Here is a 13,974-nt window from a genome sequence, read left to right as displayed (position 1 = left end):
GCCGGGACGCCCGGCTCGCGCAGCGACGGGGTTTCGTCCCGGTGCGAGCGAGCCACCTTAGGCGTAGCCCATCGCGCTGCCCTTGCTAGCCCGGAGCCCAGGTGGTTGGCTGCTTGCTCCGGCCATAAAAAAAAACCGCCGCCGTGGTAGCCCACGGCGGCGGTTTTTTATGGCGACAGGTGCCCTAGGAGTGGTCGTCGTTGGCATTCTCGCTGTTGCTCTCGCTCGGTTCGTCGGCGGCCTCGGCTTCTGACTTGGCGCGGCGCTTGCGGGCCAGGCGGCCGAACAGCAGGCCCACCTCGTAGAGCAGGTACATGGGCACCGCCAGCAGGCTCTGGGAGATCACATCCGGGGGCGTCAGCAGCATGCCCACCACGAAGCAGCCCAGGAAGATATAGGGCCGCTTCCTGGAGAGGTTCTCCACCGTGGTGGCGCCGGAGGCGATCAGCAGGAAGGTGGCGATGGGGATCTCGAAGGCCACCCCGAAGGCGAAGAACAGCTTGAGAACGAAGTTGAGGTAGGCATTGATATCGGTCATCACCGTCACGCCTTCCGGCCCGGTCTGGGTGAAGAACTGGAACAGCAGCGGGAAGACCACGTAATAGGCGAAGGCGGCGCCGGCGTAGAAGAGCAGCACGCTGGAGGCCAGCAGCGGTATGGCCAGGGCCTTCTCGTTATCGTAGAGGCCCGGGGCGACGAAGGCCCAGGCCTGGTGCAGCACATAGGGGATGGCGGCGAAGACCGCCACCACCAGGGTCAGCTTGAAGGGGGCCAGGAAGGGCGAGGCCACCTCGGTGGCGATCATCTGGGAGCCTTCCGGCAGCAGCGCCATCAGCGGCTGGGCCACGAAGGTGTAGATGTCGTTGGAGAAAGCGTAGAGGCCGAGGAAGATCACCAGGATCGCCAGCACCGCCCGCATCAGCCGCGAGCGCAGCTCGATCAGGTGCTCGATCAGCGGGGCCTGGGCGAGGTCCTTGGGGTCGGGGCTCTGGCTCATGGGGCGGAGGAATCCTTGGCGCGGGAGGCGGCACTGTCCTGGGGCCGGGCAGAAGTGCCCTCGGTGTCGGAAGCGGCATCGGCCGTGTCGCGGTGGGCCTTGCGCGCCAGGGCATCATCCAGGCGTTCCAGGGGGCTGGCGTGCTCCCGGGGCTCCCCCTCCTGGTCGGAGGGTGGGTTCGATGGGCCCTTGGCCTCCGGCGTGGCCGATCCCGGTGCCTTGCCGGCCGCCTGGGTATCGTCCGGCTCCCCGATGCTCTCCACCCCGCGCTTGACCTGGCCGAGGCTCTCGTCGAGCTTCTTCTGCTGTTCGTCGAGCTTCTGGCGCAGCTCTTCTGCCTCCAGCTGAGCGCTGATCTCGCGCTGCATGCCGGAGACGGTACGCTTGATCTTGCCGATCCATAGCCCCAGGGTGCGGGCGGCCTTGGGCAGGCGCTCGGGACCCAGCACCAGCAGGCCCACCACGCCGATCAGCAGCAGCTCGAGAAAGCCGATATCGAACATGGCGGGTTACTTGCGCTCTTCCGATTCCTCGGGCTTCTGTTCGGCCTTGACGTCGTAGGTGTTGCCCTTGTCGTCGTGGCTCACCTGAGCCTGGTTGGCCTCTTCTTCCTTCTTCTTCTCTTCCTCGCTCATGGCGCTCTTGAAGCCCTTGACGGCGCCCCCCAGGTCGCTGCCCACGTTGCGCAGCTTCTTGGTGCCGAAGATCAGGATGATAATGCCGAGTACGATGAGCAGCTGCCAGATACTGATACCGCCTAACATAGTCTCTCTCCTTCAGGATGCCGGCTCGCCGGGAGCCTGACTTGCATTGTCATTGCCGGGCGGCCTTCTCGTCCAGCCCGGACATGCCGAAGCGGCGTGCCAGCTCCTCCAGCACCGCCCGATGCGAGATATCCAGGTGCGATAGCATCACCAGGCTATGAAACCACAGGTCGGCGGTTTCGGCGACCAGGGCTTGTCGCTCGGCCTCGCCGCCGGCTTCGGCGTCCTTGGCGGCCAGCAGGGCCTCGGTGGCCTCCTCGCCGATCTTCTCGAGGATCTTGTTGAGCCCCTTGTGATGCAGCGAGGCCACATAGGAGCTCTGGGGATCGGCATGGCGGCGCTCGTCCAGCACAGCTTCGAGTCGTTCGAGGATATCGCTCATCGATGACACTCCAGGGTCAAGGGTCGAATTCAGTGCCAGGCCAGCAGCAGGGCACCCAGGGCCGCGGCGGCCAGTACCGGCCAGGGCTGCTGCCCGGCCCAGGCCAGCAGGGGCTGCCAGGCCAGGGCCAGGGCCAGCAGCAGCACGCCGAAGCGCAGCCGGCGGGCGCCCCGGGCGGCATGCTTGAGGTGGCGGCGCATGCCGGCGAGGGCATCGCTCTGGCGGCGGCGCTGCTGGCGTTCCGCCTCCACCTGGGTGAGGGCCTGGTGGGCCAGCACCGGCAGCTCCGGCAGTTGCCGGGTCAGTTCCGGCGCCTGGCGCTTGAGCGACTCCAGGAAGCCGCGGGGGCCGGCGCGCTCCTTCATCCAGCGTTCCAGGTAGGGCTTGGCGGTGCTCCACAGGTCGAGGTCCGGGTAGAGCTGACGCCCCAGGCCCTCGATATTGAGCAGGGTCTTCTGCAGTAGCACCAGTTGTGGTTGGACCTCCATATTGAAGCGCCGTGCGGTCTGGAAGAGTCCCAGCAGAACCTGGCCGAAGGAGATGTCCTTGAGGGGTTTCTCGAGGATCGGTTCGCACACCGCGCGGATGGCGGCGGCGAACTCGTTGGCCCGGGTGCCCTCACCGACCCAGCCCGACTCGATATGCAACGCCGCCACCTCGTAGTAGTCCTGATGGAAGAAGGCCAGCAGGTTGCGGGCCAGGTAGTCCTGGTCCTCACGGGTCAGGCTGCCGACGATGCCGCAGTCGATGGCGATGTACTGGGGATCCTGGGGCTTGCCTTCGGTGACGAAGATATTCCCCGGGTGCATGTCGGCGTGGAAGAAGTTGTCGCGAAACACCTGGGTGAAGAAGATCTCCACGCCCCGCTCGGCGAGCTTCTTGAGGTCGGTGCCCTGGGCCTCCAGGGCCGCCAGGTCGGCCACCGGGATGCCGTGGATGCGCTCCTGGACCATGACCCCGCGGCGGGTCAGCGGCCAGTGAATGGCCGGCACATAGAGCAGCGGCGAATCCTTGAAGTTGCGCTTGAGCTGGGAGGTGTTGGCGGCCTCCTTGTGCAGGTCGAGCTCATCGAACAGGGTCGCCTCGTAGTCGCGAACCACCTCCAGGGGGCGCAGCCGGCGCGCCTCCGGCACCAGGGTGAGCAGCCGCGCCACCCGGTACATCAGTACCATGTCCTGGCGCATCACCCGTTCGATGCCGGGACGGATGATCTTGACCACCACGGCCTCGCCGCTATGCAGGGTGGCGGCATGCACCTGGGCGATGGAGGCGGAGGCCAGGGGCGTGCTGTCGAAGCGGGCGAAGGCCTCGGTCAGGCTCATCTCCAGCTCTTCCTCGACCCGTGCCACCGCGGCCTCGCCAGGGAAGGGGGGCACCTGATCCTGCAGGCGGCGCAGTTCGTCGGCGATATCCGGGGGCAGCAGGTCGCGGCGGGTGGAGAGCATCTGGCCGAACTTGACGAAGATCGGGCCCAGGGCCTCCAGGGCCAGGCGCAGGCGCTCGCTGCGCGAGCGCTGGCCGATGGGTACCAGGCGCAGTGGCGAGAGAATAAACAGCAGGCGCAGCGGCAGGGGCAGGCGGTCGAGGGGGATCAGGGTATCCAGGCGGTAGCGGGTCACCACCCAGAAGATCCGCACCAGGCGCAGGGTCATGGGGTGGGCTCCTCGATGGCTTGCGCCAGGCGGCGCAGACGAGCCAGCCGTGCCTCGAGGCGGTCGGTGGCCACCTCCAGCTCGGTGAGGTGGTCGCGCAGCACCTCCAGCTGGCGCCGCGCGGGCAGCAGGCGTACCTCTTCGCTGAGGTACTCGCCCAGGTCGGCGCGCAGCTCGTGATGGCTGCGCAGCCCCCAGCGGGTCAGGCGGCGGAGGCCTTCGGCGAGGCTATGGGCCGGCACGTCGCCCAGCCAGCCGGCCAACTCCGCCTCCCAGTCCAGGTCGAGGTCCAGCAGCAGGTCGCGGGTCTGCTCCAGCAACTGCACGCGGCCGCGTACCGCCAGCTTGCCCCGGAACATCAGCCGCTCCACCGACTCGCCGCCGAGCAGTTCGCCGAGGGTCTCGGCGTCCAGCTCGACGATGGCATCGGCGTCATGCTCCTCGCACGCCTCGGCGCGCAGCAGCATCAGGCCCCGGTCATGGAAATGCACCAGCACGGCGAGGGCGGGGCGCTCCAGACGCAGCAGCAGGCGACCACCATTCAGGCGGGCGAGCCGTCCCGGGGCCGCGGGGTCCCGGGCGAGCAGGGCGTTAAGCGTGGATTCGAGGGCGGCCAGCAGCATGGGTCAGAGCTTGATCCCGCGGTGCAGGGCGACGATGCCGCCGGTGAGATTGGTGTATTCGACCCGTTCGAGGCCAGCGGCCTCCATCATGCCCTTGAGGGTCTCCTGATCCGGGTGCATGCGGATCGACTCGGCCAGGTAGCGGTAGCTGTCCGGGTCCTTGGCCACCAGCTCGCCCATCCTGGGCAGCAGGCGGAAGGAGTACTCGTCGTAGACCCTGGAGAGCAGGGCGCTGGGGGGCTTGGAGAACTCCAGCACCAGCAGGCGGCCGCCGGGCTTGAGCACCCGGGCCATGGAGCGCAGGGCGGCGTCCTTGTCGGTGACGTTGCGCAGGCCGAAGGCGATGGTGATGCAGTCGAAGCTGTTGTCCGGGAAGGGCAGGCACTCGGCGTTGGCCTGGACATACTCGACGTTGCCGCCGACGCCGCTGTCGAGCAGCTTGTCGCGGCCCACGTTGAGCATGGAGGCGTTGATATCGGCCAGCACCACCTTGCCTCGGGGGCCCACCAGGCGCGAGAACTTCAGGGTCAGGTCGCCGGTGCCGCCGGCGATATCCAGCACCCGGTGGCCCGGGCGCACCCCGGCCCGCTCGATGGTCAGGCGCTTCCAGATGCGGTGGATGCCCAGCGACATCAGGTCGTTCATCAGGTCGTAGCGCGCGGCGACCGAGTGGAAGACATCGGCGACCCGCGAGGCCTTCTCCCCGACGGGCACTTCCTGGAAGCCGAAGTGGGTGGTGCGCTTGTCCATGAACCCTTCCTAGCGAGCAGTCGAGTGATTGCGGCGGATCGCCACGGCAGGCGCTATTGTAGCCGGCTTGGCGCGGCCTTGTCTGCGCCGCGGGGTCGCATGCAGGACGAACGCCATTGCATGGCCGAGGGGCGCTGGGGGCAGGATGGAGCGGGGGTTTTTTGCCAGGGATGGCAAAAGTAGCGCCCAGGGAGGGGTTCACAGCGCCCCGCGATGACCTGCCCCCAGGGTAGCCCCGAGCCGCAGAGCAGAAAGTGTACTAAATGCGATAGCCCTGGGGCGGCAGGTAGGCGAACGGCCTAGAGTTGCTTGATCTGGATGCCCAGGGGCTCCCGGGAGGCGCCGGCGGCCTCCAGGCGCTCCAGGTAGTCCCGCCAGTAGCGGGCCTGGTGCTCGGCCAGGTCGAGCAGGTACTCCCAGGTGTAGAGGCCGCTGTCGTGGCCGTCGTCGAAGTGCAGCTTGAGGGCGTAGCGGCCGGCCTGGGTGATATTGGCCAGGCCCACGTCCTTCTTGCCGACCTGCAGCACGGCATCGTCGCCGCCGTGGCCGCGCACCTCGGCGGAGGGGGAGTAGACCCGCAGGTACTCGATGGGCAGCCGGAAGCTGCGCCCGTCGGCGTAGTCGAGTTCCAGCTCGCGGCGCGTCTTGTGGTAGTGCACTCGGGTCGGAATAGGGGCGGTCATAAGCATCTCCGGTGAGCCGTAAGCTGTAAGCCTTAAGCCGTAAGTACGCCTCCGCTTGGCTCGAGACCTTGTGGTCTCGATAGCGGCGACGACTATCGCTCGTGGCCATTACAACTGTTAAGGGGGCAGGCTCGTTGCGGTGGGCAACGGGCACTGCTCCCTCGGGGTTTCTTACAGCTTATCGCTTACGGCCTAAAGCTGGGATTAGAGGATATACCGGGACAGATCCTCGTCCATGGCCAGCTCGCCCAGTTGGGAGTCGACATAGGCGGCGTCGATGACCAGCGGGCCTTGGAGGTCGCCGCCCTGGTAGGAGGCCTCCTCCAGCAGGCGTTCCATCACCGTGTGCAGGCGGCGGGCGCCGATATTCTCGGTGCCCTCGTTGACCCGCCAGGCGATCTCGGCGATGCGCTCGATGCCGTCCTGGGTAAACTCCACCGTCAGGCCCTCGGTGGCCAGCAGCGCCTGGTACTGCTTGGTCAGCGCCGCGGAGGGCTCGGTGAGGATGCGCTGGAAGTCGTCCGGGCTCAGGGCATTGAGCTCGACGCGGATCGGCAGGCGCCCCTGCAGCTCGGGGATCAGGTCCGAGGGCTTGGCGAGGTGGAAGGCGCCGGAGGCGATAAAGAGGATATGGTCGGTCTTCACCATGCCGTACTTGGTGGAGACGCTGGAGCCCTCGATCAGCGGCAGCAGGTCACGCTGCACCCCCTCCCGGGAGACCTCGCCGCCGCTGGACTGGCCGCTGCCCTTGGCGACCTTGTCGATCTCGTCGAGGAAGACGATGCCGTGCTGCTCCACCGCCTCGATGGCGCGGCTCTTGATCTCTTCCTCGTTGACCAGCTTGGCGGCCTCCTCGTCGCGCAGCAGCTGCCAGGCATCCTTGACCTTGACCCGCTGGGTCTCGGTCTTCTGCTTGCCGAGGTTGGCGAACAGGCCCTGCAGCTGCTGGGTCATCTCCTCCATGCCCGGCGGGGTCATGATATCCACCCCCTGCGCCTGGGGGGTGATCTGGATATCGATCTCCTTGTCGTCCAGCTGCCCCTCGCGGAGCTTCTTGCGGAAGACCTGGCGGGTGGAGCTGTCCTGGCGCGGCGCGTCCTCCTGGCCGCGGGGAGGCGGCAGCAGGGCGTCGAGGATGCGGTCCTCGGCGGCGTCTTCGGCCTTGTGGCCCACCTCTTCCTTGGCCTGTTCGCGCACCAGCTTGATGGCGGCCTCGGTGAGGTCGCGGACGATGGACTCCACGTCGCGACCCACATAGCCCACCTCGGTGAACTTGGTGGCCTCGACCTTGATAAAGGGCGCCTTGGCCAGCTTGGCCAGGCGGCGGGCGATTTCGGTCTTGCCCACCCCGGTGGGGCCGATCATCAGGATGTTCTTGGGGGTCACCTCGGGGCGCAGGTCGTCGTCGAGCTGCATGCGCCGCCAGCGGTTGCGCAGGGCGATGGCCACGGCGCGCTTGGCGTCCTGCTGGCCGATGATGTACTGGTCCAGGGCGTGGACGATCTCGCGGGGGGTCATCTGGGTCATGGGGACGGCCTCAGAGCTCTTCGAGAGTGACGTGGTGATTGGTGAAGACGCAGATGTCGCCGGCGATCTCCAGGGATTTCTCGGTGATTTCCCGGGCGCCGAGCTCGGTATTCTCGAGCAGGGCGCGGGCCGCGGCGAGGGCGAAGTTACCGCCGGAGCCGATGGCGATGATGCCGCGCTCCGGCTCCACCACGTCACCGTTGCCGGTGATGATCAGCGAGGCGCTCTTGTCGGCCACCGCCAGCAGGGCCTCCAGGCGGCGCAGGGCGCGGTCGGTGCGCCAGTCCTTGGCCAGCTCCACGGCGGCCTTGGTCAGGTGTCCCTGGTGTTTCTCGAGCTGGGCCTCGAAGCGTTCGAAGAGGGTGAAGGCGTCGGCGGTGCCGCCGGCGAAGCCGGCCAGGACCTGGCCGCGATAGAGGCGACGTACCTTGCTGGCATTGCCCTTCATCACGGTGTTGCCGAGGGAGACCTGGCCATCGCCGGCCAGGGCCACCTGGTCACCGCGGCGCACGGATACGATCGTGGTCATGGAGGGGGGCTCCGTAACGGGGAGCCGGGGCTCCCGATGACTTTCGGCGCCCGGCCGGGCGCCGTGTGTAGGCTTTCAGGGGAGGTGTGGGCGATAAGGCCCGAATTCAAGCGCTCCGAGCGCTGCCACCGAGTTCTAGGCTCAGTTCTGCAGGCGAATCAGCAGCGGTTCGATGCCCTGGGTGACCATCAGGTCCTGGGCGCGGTTGAGCTCCCGGGTGTCCTCGTAGGGGCCCACCTGGACCCGGTGCCAGGCGTTGCCGTCACTGCCCGAGACCTCGCTGATGCGCGCCACCAGGCCGAAGTCCCGCAGCCGACCCGCCAGGCGTTGGGCATCATTCACCTCGCGGAAGGAGGCGGCCTGCAGCATATAGCGATGCCCGGATGCCGCGGAGGAGGCGGTGGCCGGTGTGCTGGCGGCCGGGGCACTGCGTTGCTCCTCGTCGGTGGCCAGATTGGCGGCGATCACCCGGGCGATGGGATCCTCCTCGCTGGAGGTCGAGTCGCTGGCGGGGGTGGCCGCCTCCTGACGCTCGGGGCGTGGCGGCGGGGTGGGGCGAGAGGCCGCCTCCTGGGTCTCGCCGCGTGGGGCAATCACCTCCGACTCCGGCAGCAGGGTATAGAACTCGAAGGTCGGCGTCCTGGGGGCCTCGGCGCGCTCTGCCGGGGCCTCGCTGGCCGGGCGTGGCAGCACCGTGGCGGTGGGTGGCGGCGCCGAGGCCTGGAAGTGCTGGGCCAGGAAGTAGCCGGCCAGCAGGCCGCCGACGCCCCATAACCAGCCGGGCAGGCCACGCCGCTGGGCGGCGGGGCGCTTGCGGGACGAGGCGCCGCGGCGCTTGGGAGGGCTGGACTGGCGGCGGCTGGCCATGAATGACGTCTCCTTACATCGCTTCGAGGCGCCGGCGCTGAACGCCGGTCGAGAACCTGATATTCATTACATCTCTTCGGGGGCGCCGACGCCCAGCAGGTCGAGGCCGTTGCGGATCACCTGGCGGGTGGCCAGGCCCAGCGCCAGGCGCGCATTGCGCTGGGCGTCGTCCTCCACCATCACCTTGACCGCGTTGTAGCAGGTGTGGAAATCCGCCGCCAGGTCCTGGAGGTACTGGGCCACCTGCTGGGGTTCCCGCGAGGCAGCGGCGTGGGTCACCACCTCGGGATAGCGGGCCAGGCGGTTCATCAGCGCCTTCTCCTGGTCCTCGGTGAGGGAGGCCAGGTTGGCCATGGCCAGGCCATGATCGAAGGCCTGCCCCTCGCTCTCGATACGGCGCAGTACGCTGCATACCCGGGCGTGGGCGTACTGCACGTAGTAGACCGGGTTGTCGTTGGACTGGGAGCGGGCCAGGTCGATATCGAAGGTGAGCTGGGAGTCGGCCCGGCGCGCGGCCAGGAAGTAGCGGGTGGCGTCGCGGCCCACCTCGTCGATCAGGTCGCGCAGGGTCACATAGCTGCCGGCGCGCTTGGAGAGCTTGACCTCGACCCCGGAGCGGGTCACCAGCACCATCTGGTGCAGCACATAGTCGGGCCAGCCCTGGGGGATGCCGGCATCCAGGGCCTGCAGGCCGGCACGCACCCGGGTCACGGTGGAGTGGTGGTCGGCGCCCTGTTCGTTGATCACCTGGGTAAAGCCGCGCTGCCACTTGTCCAGGTGGTAGGCCACGTCCGGCAGGAAGTAGGTGTAGCCGCCATCCTGCTTGCGCATCACCCGGTCCTTGTCGTCGCCGAAGTCGGTGGTGCGCAGCCACAGGGCGCCATCCTCTTCGTAGGTATGGCCCTTGTCGATCAGCCGTTCCACGGTGGCCTCGACCTTGCCCTCCTCGTAGAGGGAGGACTCCAGGAAATAGACGTCGAACTCGACGCCGAAGGCCTTGAGATCGAGATCCTGCTCGCGGCGCAGGTAGGCCACGGCGAATTCGCGGATGGCGTCGAGGTCATCCGGGTCGCCCTTGGCGGTGACATGGCGGTCGTCGGCGTGGACCGTCTCGCCGGCCAGGTAGCTGTTGGCCACGTCCTGGATATAGCCGCCCCGGTAGCCGTCCTCCGGCCAGCCGGCGTCCTCGGGGCCGAGGCCCTTGGTACGGGCCTGCACGGAGCGGGCCAGGTTGCTGATCTGGGCGCCGGCGTCGTTATAGTAGAACTCGCGGGTCACGTCATAGCCCACGGCTTCCAGCAGGCGGCACAGGGAGTCGCCGATGGCGGCGCCGCGGCCATGGCCCACATGCAGGGGGCCGGTGGGGTTGGCGGAGACGAACTCCACCTGCACCTTCTGGCCCTGGCCGGCGAGGCTGCGGCCATAGGCGTCGCCGCTCTCCAGCACCTGGGCGACCACCTGGGCCACGGCGTCGGTGGCGGCGAAGAAGTTGATAAAGCCGGGGCCGGCGATCTCGGTCTTGCTCACCGCGGGGCTCTCGGGCAGGGCGGCCACCAGGGCCTCGGCCAAGTCGCGGGGCTTCTTGCCCGCCGGCTTGGCCAGCATCAGCGCCAGGTTGGTGGCGTAGTCGCCGTGGGCCTTGTCCTTGGTGGGGTCGACCTTGATGGTGGGGGACGTCTCCGCGGGCAGCACGCCCTGCTGCTTGAGGTTGGCGAGCGCCTCGTCGAGCAGCGCGATAATGGTCTCTTTCATGGGGTCGGCATGTCCTGTGTCCCCCGCCGCAGGATAGCGGCCGGGGCGGGTGAAAGCGTGGCAAAGACGCCCATTATCGACAATTGGGCCGCGGCTTTAAAGCCTGGCCGGTCTTTAGACGCCCTCTCATATTGGCACCGGCAACTGGGCCGCGGCTTTAAAGCCTGGCCGGTCTTTAGACGCCCTCTCATATTGGCACCGGCAACTGAGCCGCGGCTTTAAAGCCTGGCCGGTCTTTAGACGCCCTCTCATATTGGCACCGGCAACTGAGCCGCGGCTTTAAAGCCTGGCCGGTCTTTAGACGCCCTCTCATATTGGCACCGGCAACTGAGCCGCGGCTTTAAAGCCTCGCCGGCCCGATAGAAGGCTATCGCAGTTGTCGTTGCTGAGGGGCGCTGGGGGCAGAGCTAAGCAAGGGTCATTTGCCAGGGAAGGCAAATGTAGCGCCCAGGGACGGGTTCACCGCGCCTTGCGAAGCCTGCCCCCAGGGTAGCCCCGGGCCTCAGAGGGAGGCGATTATTCGACGCCCAGCAGGGGCTCGGGGTCGAGGATCACGGTGCGCTGGCTATCGCTGAGCATCACCTGGCCCTCCTGAATATTGCACTGCAGGCTGATGGAGCGATCCGCCAGCTCGGCCAGTTCGCGGCTCTGTTCCGCCGGCAGGCGCCAGACGGCCAGGTTGTCGAAGCGGCTCAGGCGGTGCTGAAGCTTCTCCCACCAGGGGCGCACGGCGCCCTCCTCGCCGTAGGCGTAGAGGATCACCTGGCGCGAGCGCTGACAGGCCTTGCGCAGGCGATCCTCGTCGGGCAGGCCCAGCTCGATCCACAGCTCGATGGCGCCGGTCAGGTCCTTGCGCCACAGTTCCGGTTCGTCGTCGGTGCTCAACCCGCGGGTGAAGGCGAGGCCTTCGCCGGCATTCAGGGCATAGGCCAGCAGGCGCACCATCAGTCGCTGGTCGGTCTCCGAGGGGTGCTGGGCCAGGGTCAGGGAGAGGTCGTCGTAGTGGTGACGATCCATATCGGCCAACTGGATCTGGGCCTTGCAGATGGTGGACTTGAGGGCCATGGGCTGTCTCGCCAGTATCGGTAATAAAAAGAGGGCGCCAATGTAACCCGCTATGGCGGGGATCAAAAGAGAGGGATCGAAAGGGGCCGCCTTAACTGAGCGTCTGGGGGTCGATATCCAGGGACCAGCGCACCCGGCGCGCCTCGCGGCACTGCTCCAGCCAGCCGATCAGCCAGGCGCCGGCCTCATGCAGGCGACTGCGGCGCTCGGCGCTGAGCATCAGCTGCATATGGTAGCGTCCCTGGCGGCGCTCCATGGGGGCCGGTACCGGGCCCAGGCAGTGCACCTCCGGGGCCTGGTCGGCGAGCCAGGCGCGCAGGGCCTCGGCGGCCTGCCCGGCCAGGGTCTGGACGGCCTCCTCCCGGGGCGCCTCCAGGCGCAGCAGGGCCAGGAAGCGATAGGGGGGCAGGGCGGCGGCGCGGCGCTCGGCCAGGAGTTGCTCGGCCAGGGCGTCATAGCCTTGGGAGGCCAGCAAACCGAGCTGGGGGTCGTCGCTATGCTGGGTCTGCACCAGCACCCGTCCGGGGTGTTCGGCGCGCCCGGCGCGCCCGGCCACCTGCTCCAGCAATTGGGCGCTCTGCTCCATGGCGCGGAAATCGCTGGCATAGAGGCCGGCATCGGCATTGACCACCACCACCAGGGTGACATGGGGCAGGTGGTGGCCCTTGGCCAGCATCTGGGTGCCCACCAGGATCGCCGGATCGCCTCGTCGCACCTCGTTCAGCAGGGTCTCGAAGGCCTCCTTGCGGCGGGTGCTGTCCCGGTCGATGCGGTAGATGGGGACCTCGGGGAAGAGGCCGGCCAGGCTCTCCTCGCTGCGTTCGGTGCCGGTGCCCAGGGGGCGCAGGTCGGCGCTGCCGCACTGGGGGCAGGCATCCGGCAGCGGCTGCTGGTGGTCGCAGTGGTGACAAACCAGTTGGTGGGGTTGGCGGTGCAGGGTGAGGCGGGCATCGCAGTGGCGGCACTCGGCCAGCCAGCCACAGGCTTCGCAGGCCAGGGTGGGGGCGAAGCCGCGACGATTGATGAAGACCAGCACCTGATGCCGCGCCGCCAGGGTCTGGCGAACTGCCTCGATCACCGGCGGAATCAGGCCGCCGCGGCGGGGGCGGCCACGGGTGTCGATCAGCTCCAGCCGGGCCGGGGCATGGCGGCTGGCGCGACGGGTCAGGCGCAGGTGCTGGTAGCGCCCCGAGCGGGCCTGGGCCAGGCTCTCCAAAGAAGGGGTGGCGCTGCCCAGCAGCACCGGGATGTGGTGATGATGGGCCCGGGCCACCGCCAGGTCCCGGGCATGATAGCGCAGGCCATCCTGCTGCTTGAGGGAACCGTCGTGCTCCTCGTCGACGATGATCACGCCGGGGTGCGCCAGGGGAGTGAAGATCGCCGAGCGGGTGCCGATAACGATGGGCGCGCGGCCCTGGAGTGCCGCCAGCCAGGCGTCCAGGCGCTCGCCGTCGGCGAGTCCCGAATGCAGGGCCACCACCGGCACGCGGAAGCGCTTGCGAAAGCGGGCCAGGGTCTGGGGGGTCAGGCCGATCTCCGGCACCAGTACCAGGGCCTGGCGGCCGCGGGCCACCACCGCCTCGATCAGTTGCAGGTAGACCTCGGTCTTGCCGCTGCCGGTCACGCCGTGCAGCAGGCTGGGAGAGAAGCGATCCAGGCCCTCGTGGAGCCTGCCGAGGACCTGGGCCTGCTCGCCGTTGAGGGTCAGTGCCGGCTCCGCCAGCAGGCGGTCGGCGCTGGGCAGGGGGGCCTCGATCAACGGCTCCAGGTCGGCACGGATCAGCCCCTTGGCGGCGAGCGCCTGAAGCTGCGCCCGGGTAAAGCCCTGGGCGCCGATGGCAGGGGTGGCGAGCCCTCGGGGGTGCTGGCGCAGCATGGTCAGCAGGGCGGCCTGGCGGGGCGCCCGGGCCAGGGCCTCCGCCGGGAGGGACTGGCCGTCGGGGGTCAGGCGCCAGGTCTCCCGGGTACGGGCCTCCAGGGGGCGCCCCTGGCGCAACAGGCCGGGCAGGGCGTGAGTCAGGGTGTCGCCCAGGCTATGCTGGTAGTAGCGGGCGGTGAAGCGGCACAGCCATAGCCAGTCTTCCGGCAGCGGCGTGTCGTCGAGCCAGCCGGCGATTGGCTTGAGGCTGGTCGCCGGCACCTCGCTATGGTCGCGGCACTCGATGACGATGCCCACCACCTCGCGGCGCCCGAAGGGCACCCGTACCCGCAGCCCCGGTCGCCAGCCCCCCGGTGGTGGGGCGATGGCGCGGTAGTCGAACAGGCGGCGCAGCGGGGAGGGGACGGCGACCCCGAGGATCGTCGTGGGCGAGGGACTGGGCAATTGGCCTCCGGCATCGTCTCTGCTAGAATGCGCGCCTTCATGGCGCCATGCGTCATGGTT

The 13,974-nt window shown here is 68.4% G+C and carries 14 protein-coding genes; all 14 read right to left on the bottom strand.

Annotated elements, in window-relative coordinates; translation table 11 throughout:
* Nucleotides 1–184: 184 nt before the first annotated feature.
* Nucleotides 185–997 carry a twin-arginine translocase subunit TatC gene (tatC, locus tag ACQ1W9_RS17120; protein WP_431024430.1) on the bottom strand — a complete coding sequence of 271 codons (813 nt, stop codon included), beginning with the start codon at nucleotides 995–997 and terminating at the stop codon, nucleotides 185–187.
* Complete coding sequence (gene tatB, locus ACQ1W9_RS17115) at nucleotides 994–1,500, bottom strand: Sec-independent protein translocase protein TatB (protein WP_431024429.1); 507 nt, start codon at nucleotides 1,498–1,500, stop codon at nucleotides 994–996. The genes tatC and tatB overlap by 4 nt, the downstream gene beginning before the upstream one ends.
* 6 nt (nucleotides 1,501–1,506) lie before the next feature.
* Nucleotides 1,507–1,761 carry a Sec-independent protein translocase subunit TatA gene (tatA, locus tag ACQ1W9_RS17110; RefSeq protein ID WP_195860296.1) on the bottom strand — a complete coding sequence of 85 codons (255 nt, stop codon included), beginning with the start codon at nucleotides 1,759–1,761 and terminating at the stop codon, nucleotides 1,507–1,509.
* Between the two features lie 49 nt (nucleotides 1,762–1,810).
* A complete protein-coding gene (locus ACQ1W9_RS17105; RefSeq protein ID WP_346062796.1) occupies nucleotides 1,811–2,143 on the bottom strand; it encodes a phosphoribosyl-ATP diphosphatase in 333 nt (110 codons plus the stop codon).
* Between the two features lie 29 nt (nucleotides 2,144–2,172).
* Nucleotides 2,173–3,795: a ubiquinone biosynthesis regulatory protein kinase UbiB gene (gene ubiB / locus ACQ1W9_RS17100; protein WP_346062795.1), complete on the bottom strand. Its 1,623-nt coding sequence runs from the start codon at nucleotides 3,793–3,795 to the stop codon at nucleotides 2,173–2,175.
* Nucleotides 3,792–4,418, bottom strand: a complete 627-nt coding sequence (locus tag ACQ1W9_RS17095; RefSeq protein WP_431024428.1) for a ubiquinone biosynthesis accessory factor UbiJ — start codon at nucleotides 4,416–4,418, stop codon at nucleotides 3,792–3,794. The genes ubiB and ACQ1W9_RS17095 overlap by 4 nt, the downstream gene beginning before the upstream one ends.
* Before the next feature lie 3 nt (nucleotides 4,419–4,421).
* Nucleotides 4,422–5,168 carry a bifunctional demethylmenaquinone methyltransferase/2-methoxy-6-polyprenyl-1,4-benzoquinol methylase UbiE gene (gene ubiE, locus ACQ1W9_RS17090; protein WP_431024427.1) on the bottom strand — a complete coding sequence of 249 codons (747 nt, stop codon included), beginning with the start codon at nucleotides 5,166–5,168 and terminating at the stop codon, nucleotides 4,422–4,424.
* 299 nt (nucleotides 5,169–5,467) lie between these two features.
* Complete coding sequence (locus ACQ1W9_RS17085; protein WP_431024426.1) at nucleotides 5,468–5,851, bottom strand: gamma-butyrobetaine hydroxylase-like domain-containing protein; 384 nt, start codon at nucleotides 5,849–5,851, stop codon at nucleotides 5,468–5,470.
* A 204-nt stretch (nucleotides 5,852–6,055) separates the two neighbouring features.
* Nucleotides 6,056–7,378: an ATP-dependent protease ATPase subunit HslU gene (hslU, locus tag ACQ1W9_RS17080; RefSeq protein WP_431024425.1), complete on the bottom strand. Its 1,323-nt coding sequence runs from the start codon at nucleotides 7,376–7,378 to the stop codon at nucleotides 6,056–6,058.
* A 10-nt stretch (nucleotides 7,379–7,388) separates the two neighbouring features.
* Nucleotides 7,389–7,907: an ATP-dependent protease subunit HslV gene (gene hslV / locus ACQ1W9_RS17075; protein WP_251310285.1), complete on the bottom strand. Its 519-nt coding sequence runs from the start codon at nucleotides 7,905–7,907 to the stop codon at nucleotides 7,389–7,391.
* A gap of 141 nt (nucleotides 7,908–8,048) precedes the next feature.
* A complete protein-coding gene (locus ACQ1W9_RS17070; protein WP_431024424.1) occupies nucleotides 8,049–8,774 on the bottom strand; it encodes an SPOR domain-containing protein in 726 nt (241 codons plus the stop codon).
* A 66-nt stretch (nucleotides 8,775–8,840) separates the two neighbouring features.
* Nucleotides 8,841–10,526 (bottom strand): arginine--tRNA ligase, encoded by a 1,686-nt coding sequence (argS, locus tag ACQ1W9_RS17065; RefSeq protein ID WP_431024423.1) that lies wholly within the window; start codon nucleotides 10,524–10,526, stop codon nucleotides 8,841–8,843.
* A gap of 516 nt (nucleotides 10,527–11,042) precedes the next feature.
* A complete protein-coding gene (locus ACQ1W9_RS17060) occupies nucleotides 11,043–11,591 on the bottom strand; it encodes a YaeQ family protein (protein ID WP_431024422.1) in 549 nt (182 codons plus the stop codon).
* Between the two features lie 91 nt (nucleotides 11,592–11,682).
* Nucleotides 11,683–13,914, bottom strand: coding sequence for a primosomal protein N' (locus ACQ1W9_RS17055; RefSeq protein ID WP_431024421.1), 2,232 nt, complete (start codon nucleotides 13,912–13,914; stop codon nucleotides 11,683–11,685).
* Between the last annotated feature and the right edge of the window lie 60 nt (nucleotides 13,915–13,974).

It is taken from the genome of Halomonas sp. H5 (assembly GCF_050613175.1).
Lineage (GTDB): Bacteria > Pseudomonadota > Gammaproteobacteria > Pseudomonadales > Halomonadaceae > Bisbaumannia > Bisbaumannia salifodinae.
The sequence above is the reverse complement of the archived record's forward strand: the minus strand, read 5'-3'. Positions and strand labels throughout refer to the sequence as shown.

Excerpts from the sequence above, each read along its gene's own strand:
- tatA (WP_195860296.1), bottom strand. The coding sequence starts at position 1,761 with ATGTTAGGCGGTATCAGTATCTGGCAGCTGCTCATCGTACTCGGCATT.
- hslU (WP_431024425.1), bottom strand. The coding sequence starts at position 7,378 with ATGACCCAGATGACCCCCCGCGAGATCGTCCACGCCCTGGACCAGTAC.
- ACQ1W9_RS17060 (WP_431024422.1), bottom strand. The coding sequence starts at position 11,591 with ATGGCCCTCAAGTCCACCATCTGCAAGGCCCAGATCCAGTTGGCCGAT.
- hslV (WP_251310285.1), bottom strand. The coding sequence starts at position 7,907 with ATGACCACGATCGTATCCGTGCGCCGCGGTGACCAGGTGGCCCTGGCC.
- ubiE (WP_431024427.1), bottom strand. The coding sequence starts at position 5,168 with ATGGACAAGCGCACCACCCACTTCGGCTTCCAGGAAGTGCCCGTCGGG.
- tatC (WP_431024430.1), bottom strand. The coding sequence starts at position 997 with ATGAGCCAGAGCCCCGACCCCAAGGACCTCGCCCAGGCCCCGCTGATC.
- ACQ1W9_RS17070 (WP_431024424.1), bottom strand. The coding sequence starts at position 8,774 with ATGGCCAGCCGCCGCCAGTCCAGCCCTCCCAAGCGCCGCGGCGCCTCG.
- ACQ1W9_RS17085 (WP_431024426.1), bottom strand. The coding sequence starts at position 5,851 with ATGACCGCCCCTATTCCGACCCGAGTGCACTACCACAAGACGCGCCGC.
- ubiB (WP_346062795.1), bottom strand. The coding sequence starts at position 3,795 with ATGACCCTGCGCCTGGTGCGGATCTTCTGGGTGGTGACCCGCTACCGC.
- argS (WP_431024423.1), bottom strand. The coding sequence starts at position 10,526 with ATGAAAGAGACCATTATCGCGCTGCTCGACGAGGCGCTCGCCAACCTC.
- tatB (WP_431024429.1), bottom strand. The coding sequence starts at position 1,500 with ATGTTCGATATCGGCTTTCTCGAGCTGCTGCTGATCGGCGTGGTGGGC.
- ACQ1W9_RS17105 (WP_346062796.1), bottom strand. The coding sequence starts at position 2,143 with ATGAGCGATATCCTCGAACGACTCGAAGCTGTGCTGGACGAGCGCCGC.
- ACQ1W9_RS17095 (WP_431024428.1), bottom strand. The coding sequence starts at position 4,418 with ATGCTGCTGGCCGCCCTCGAATCCACGCTTAACGCCCTGCTCGCCCGG.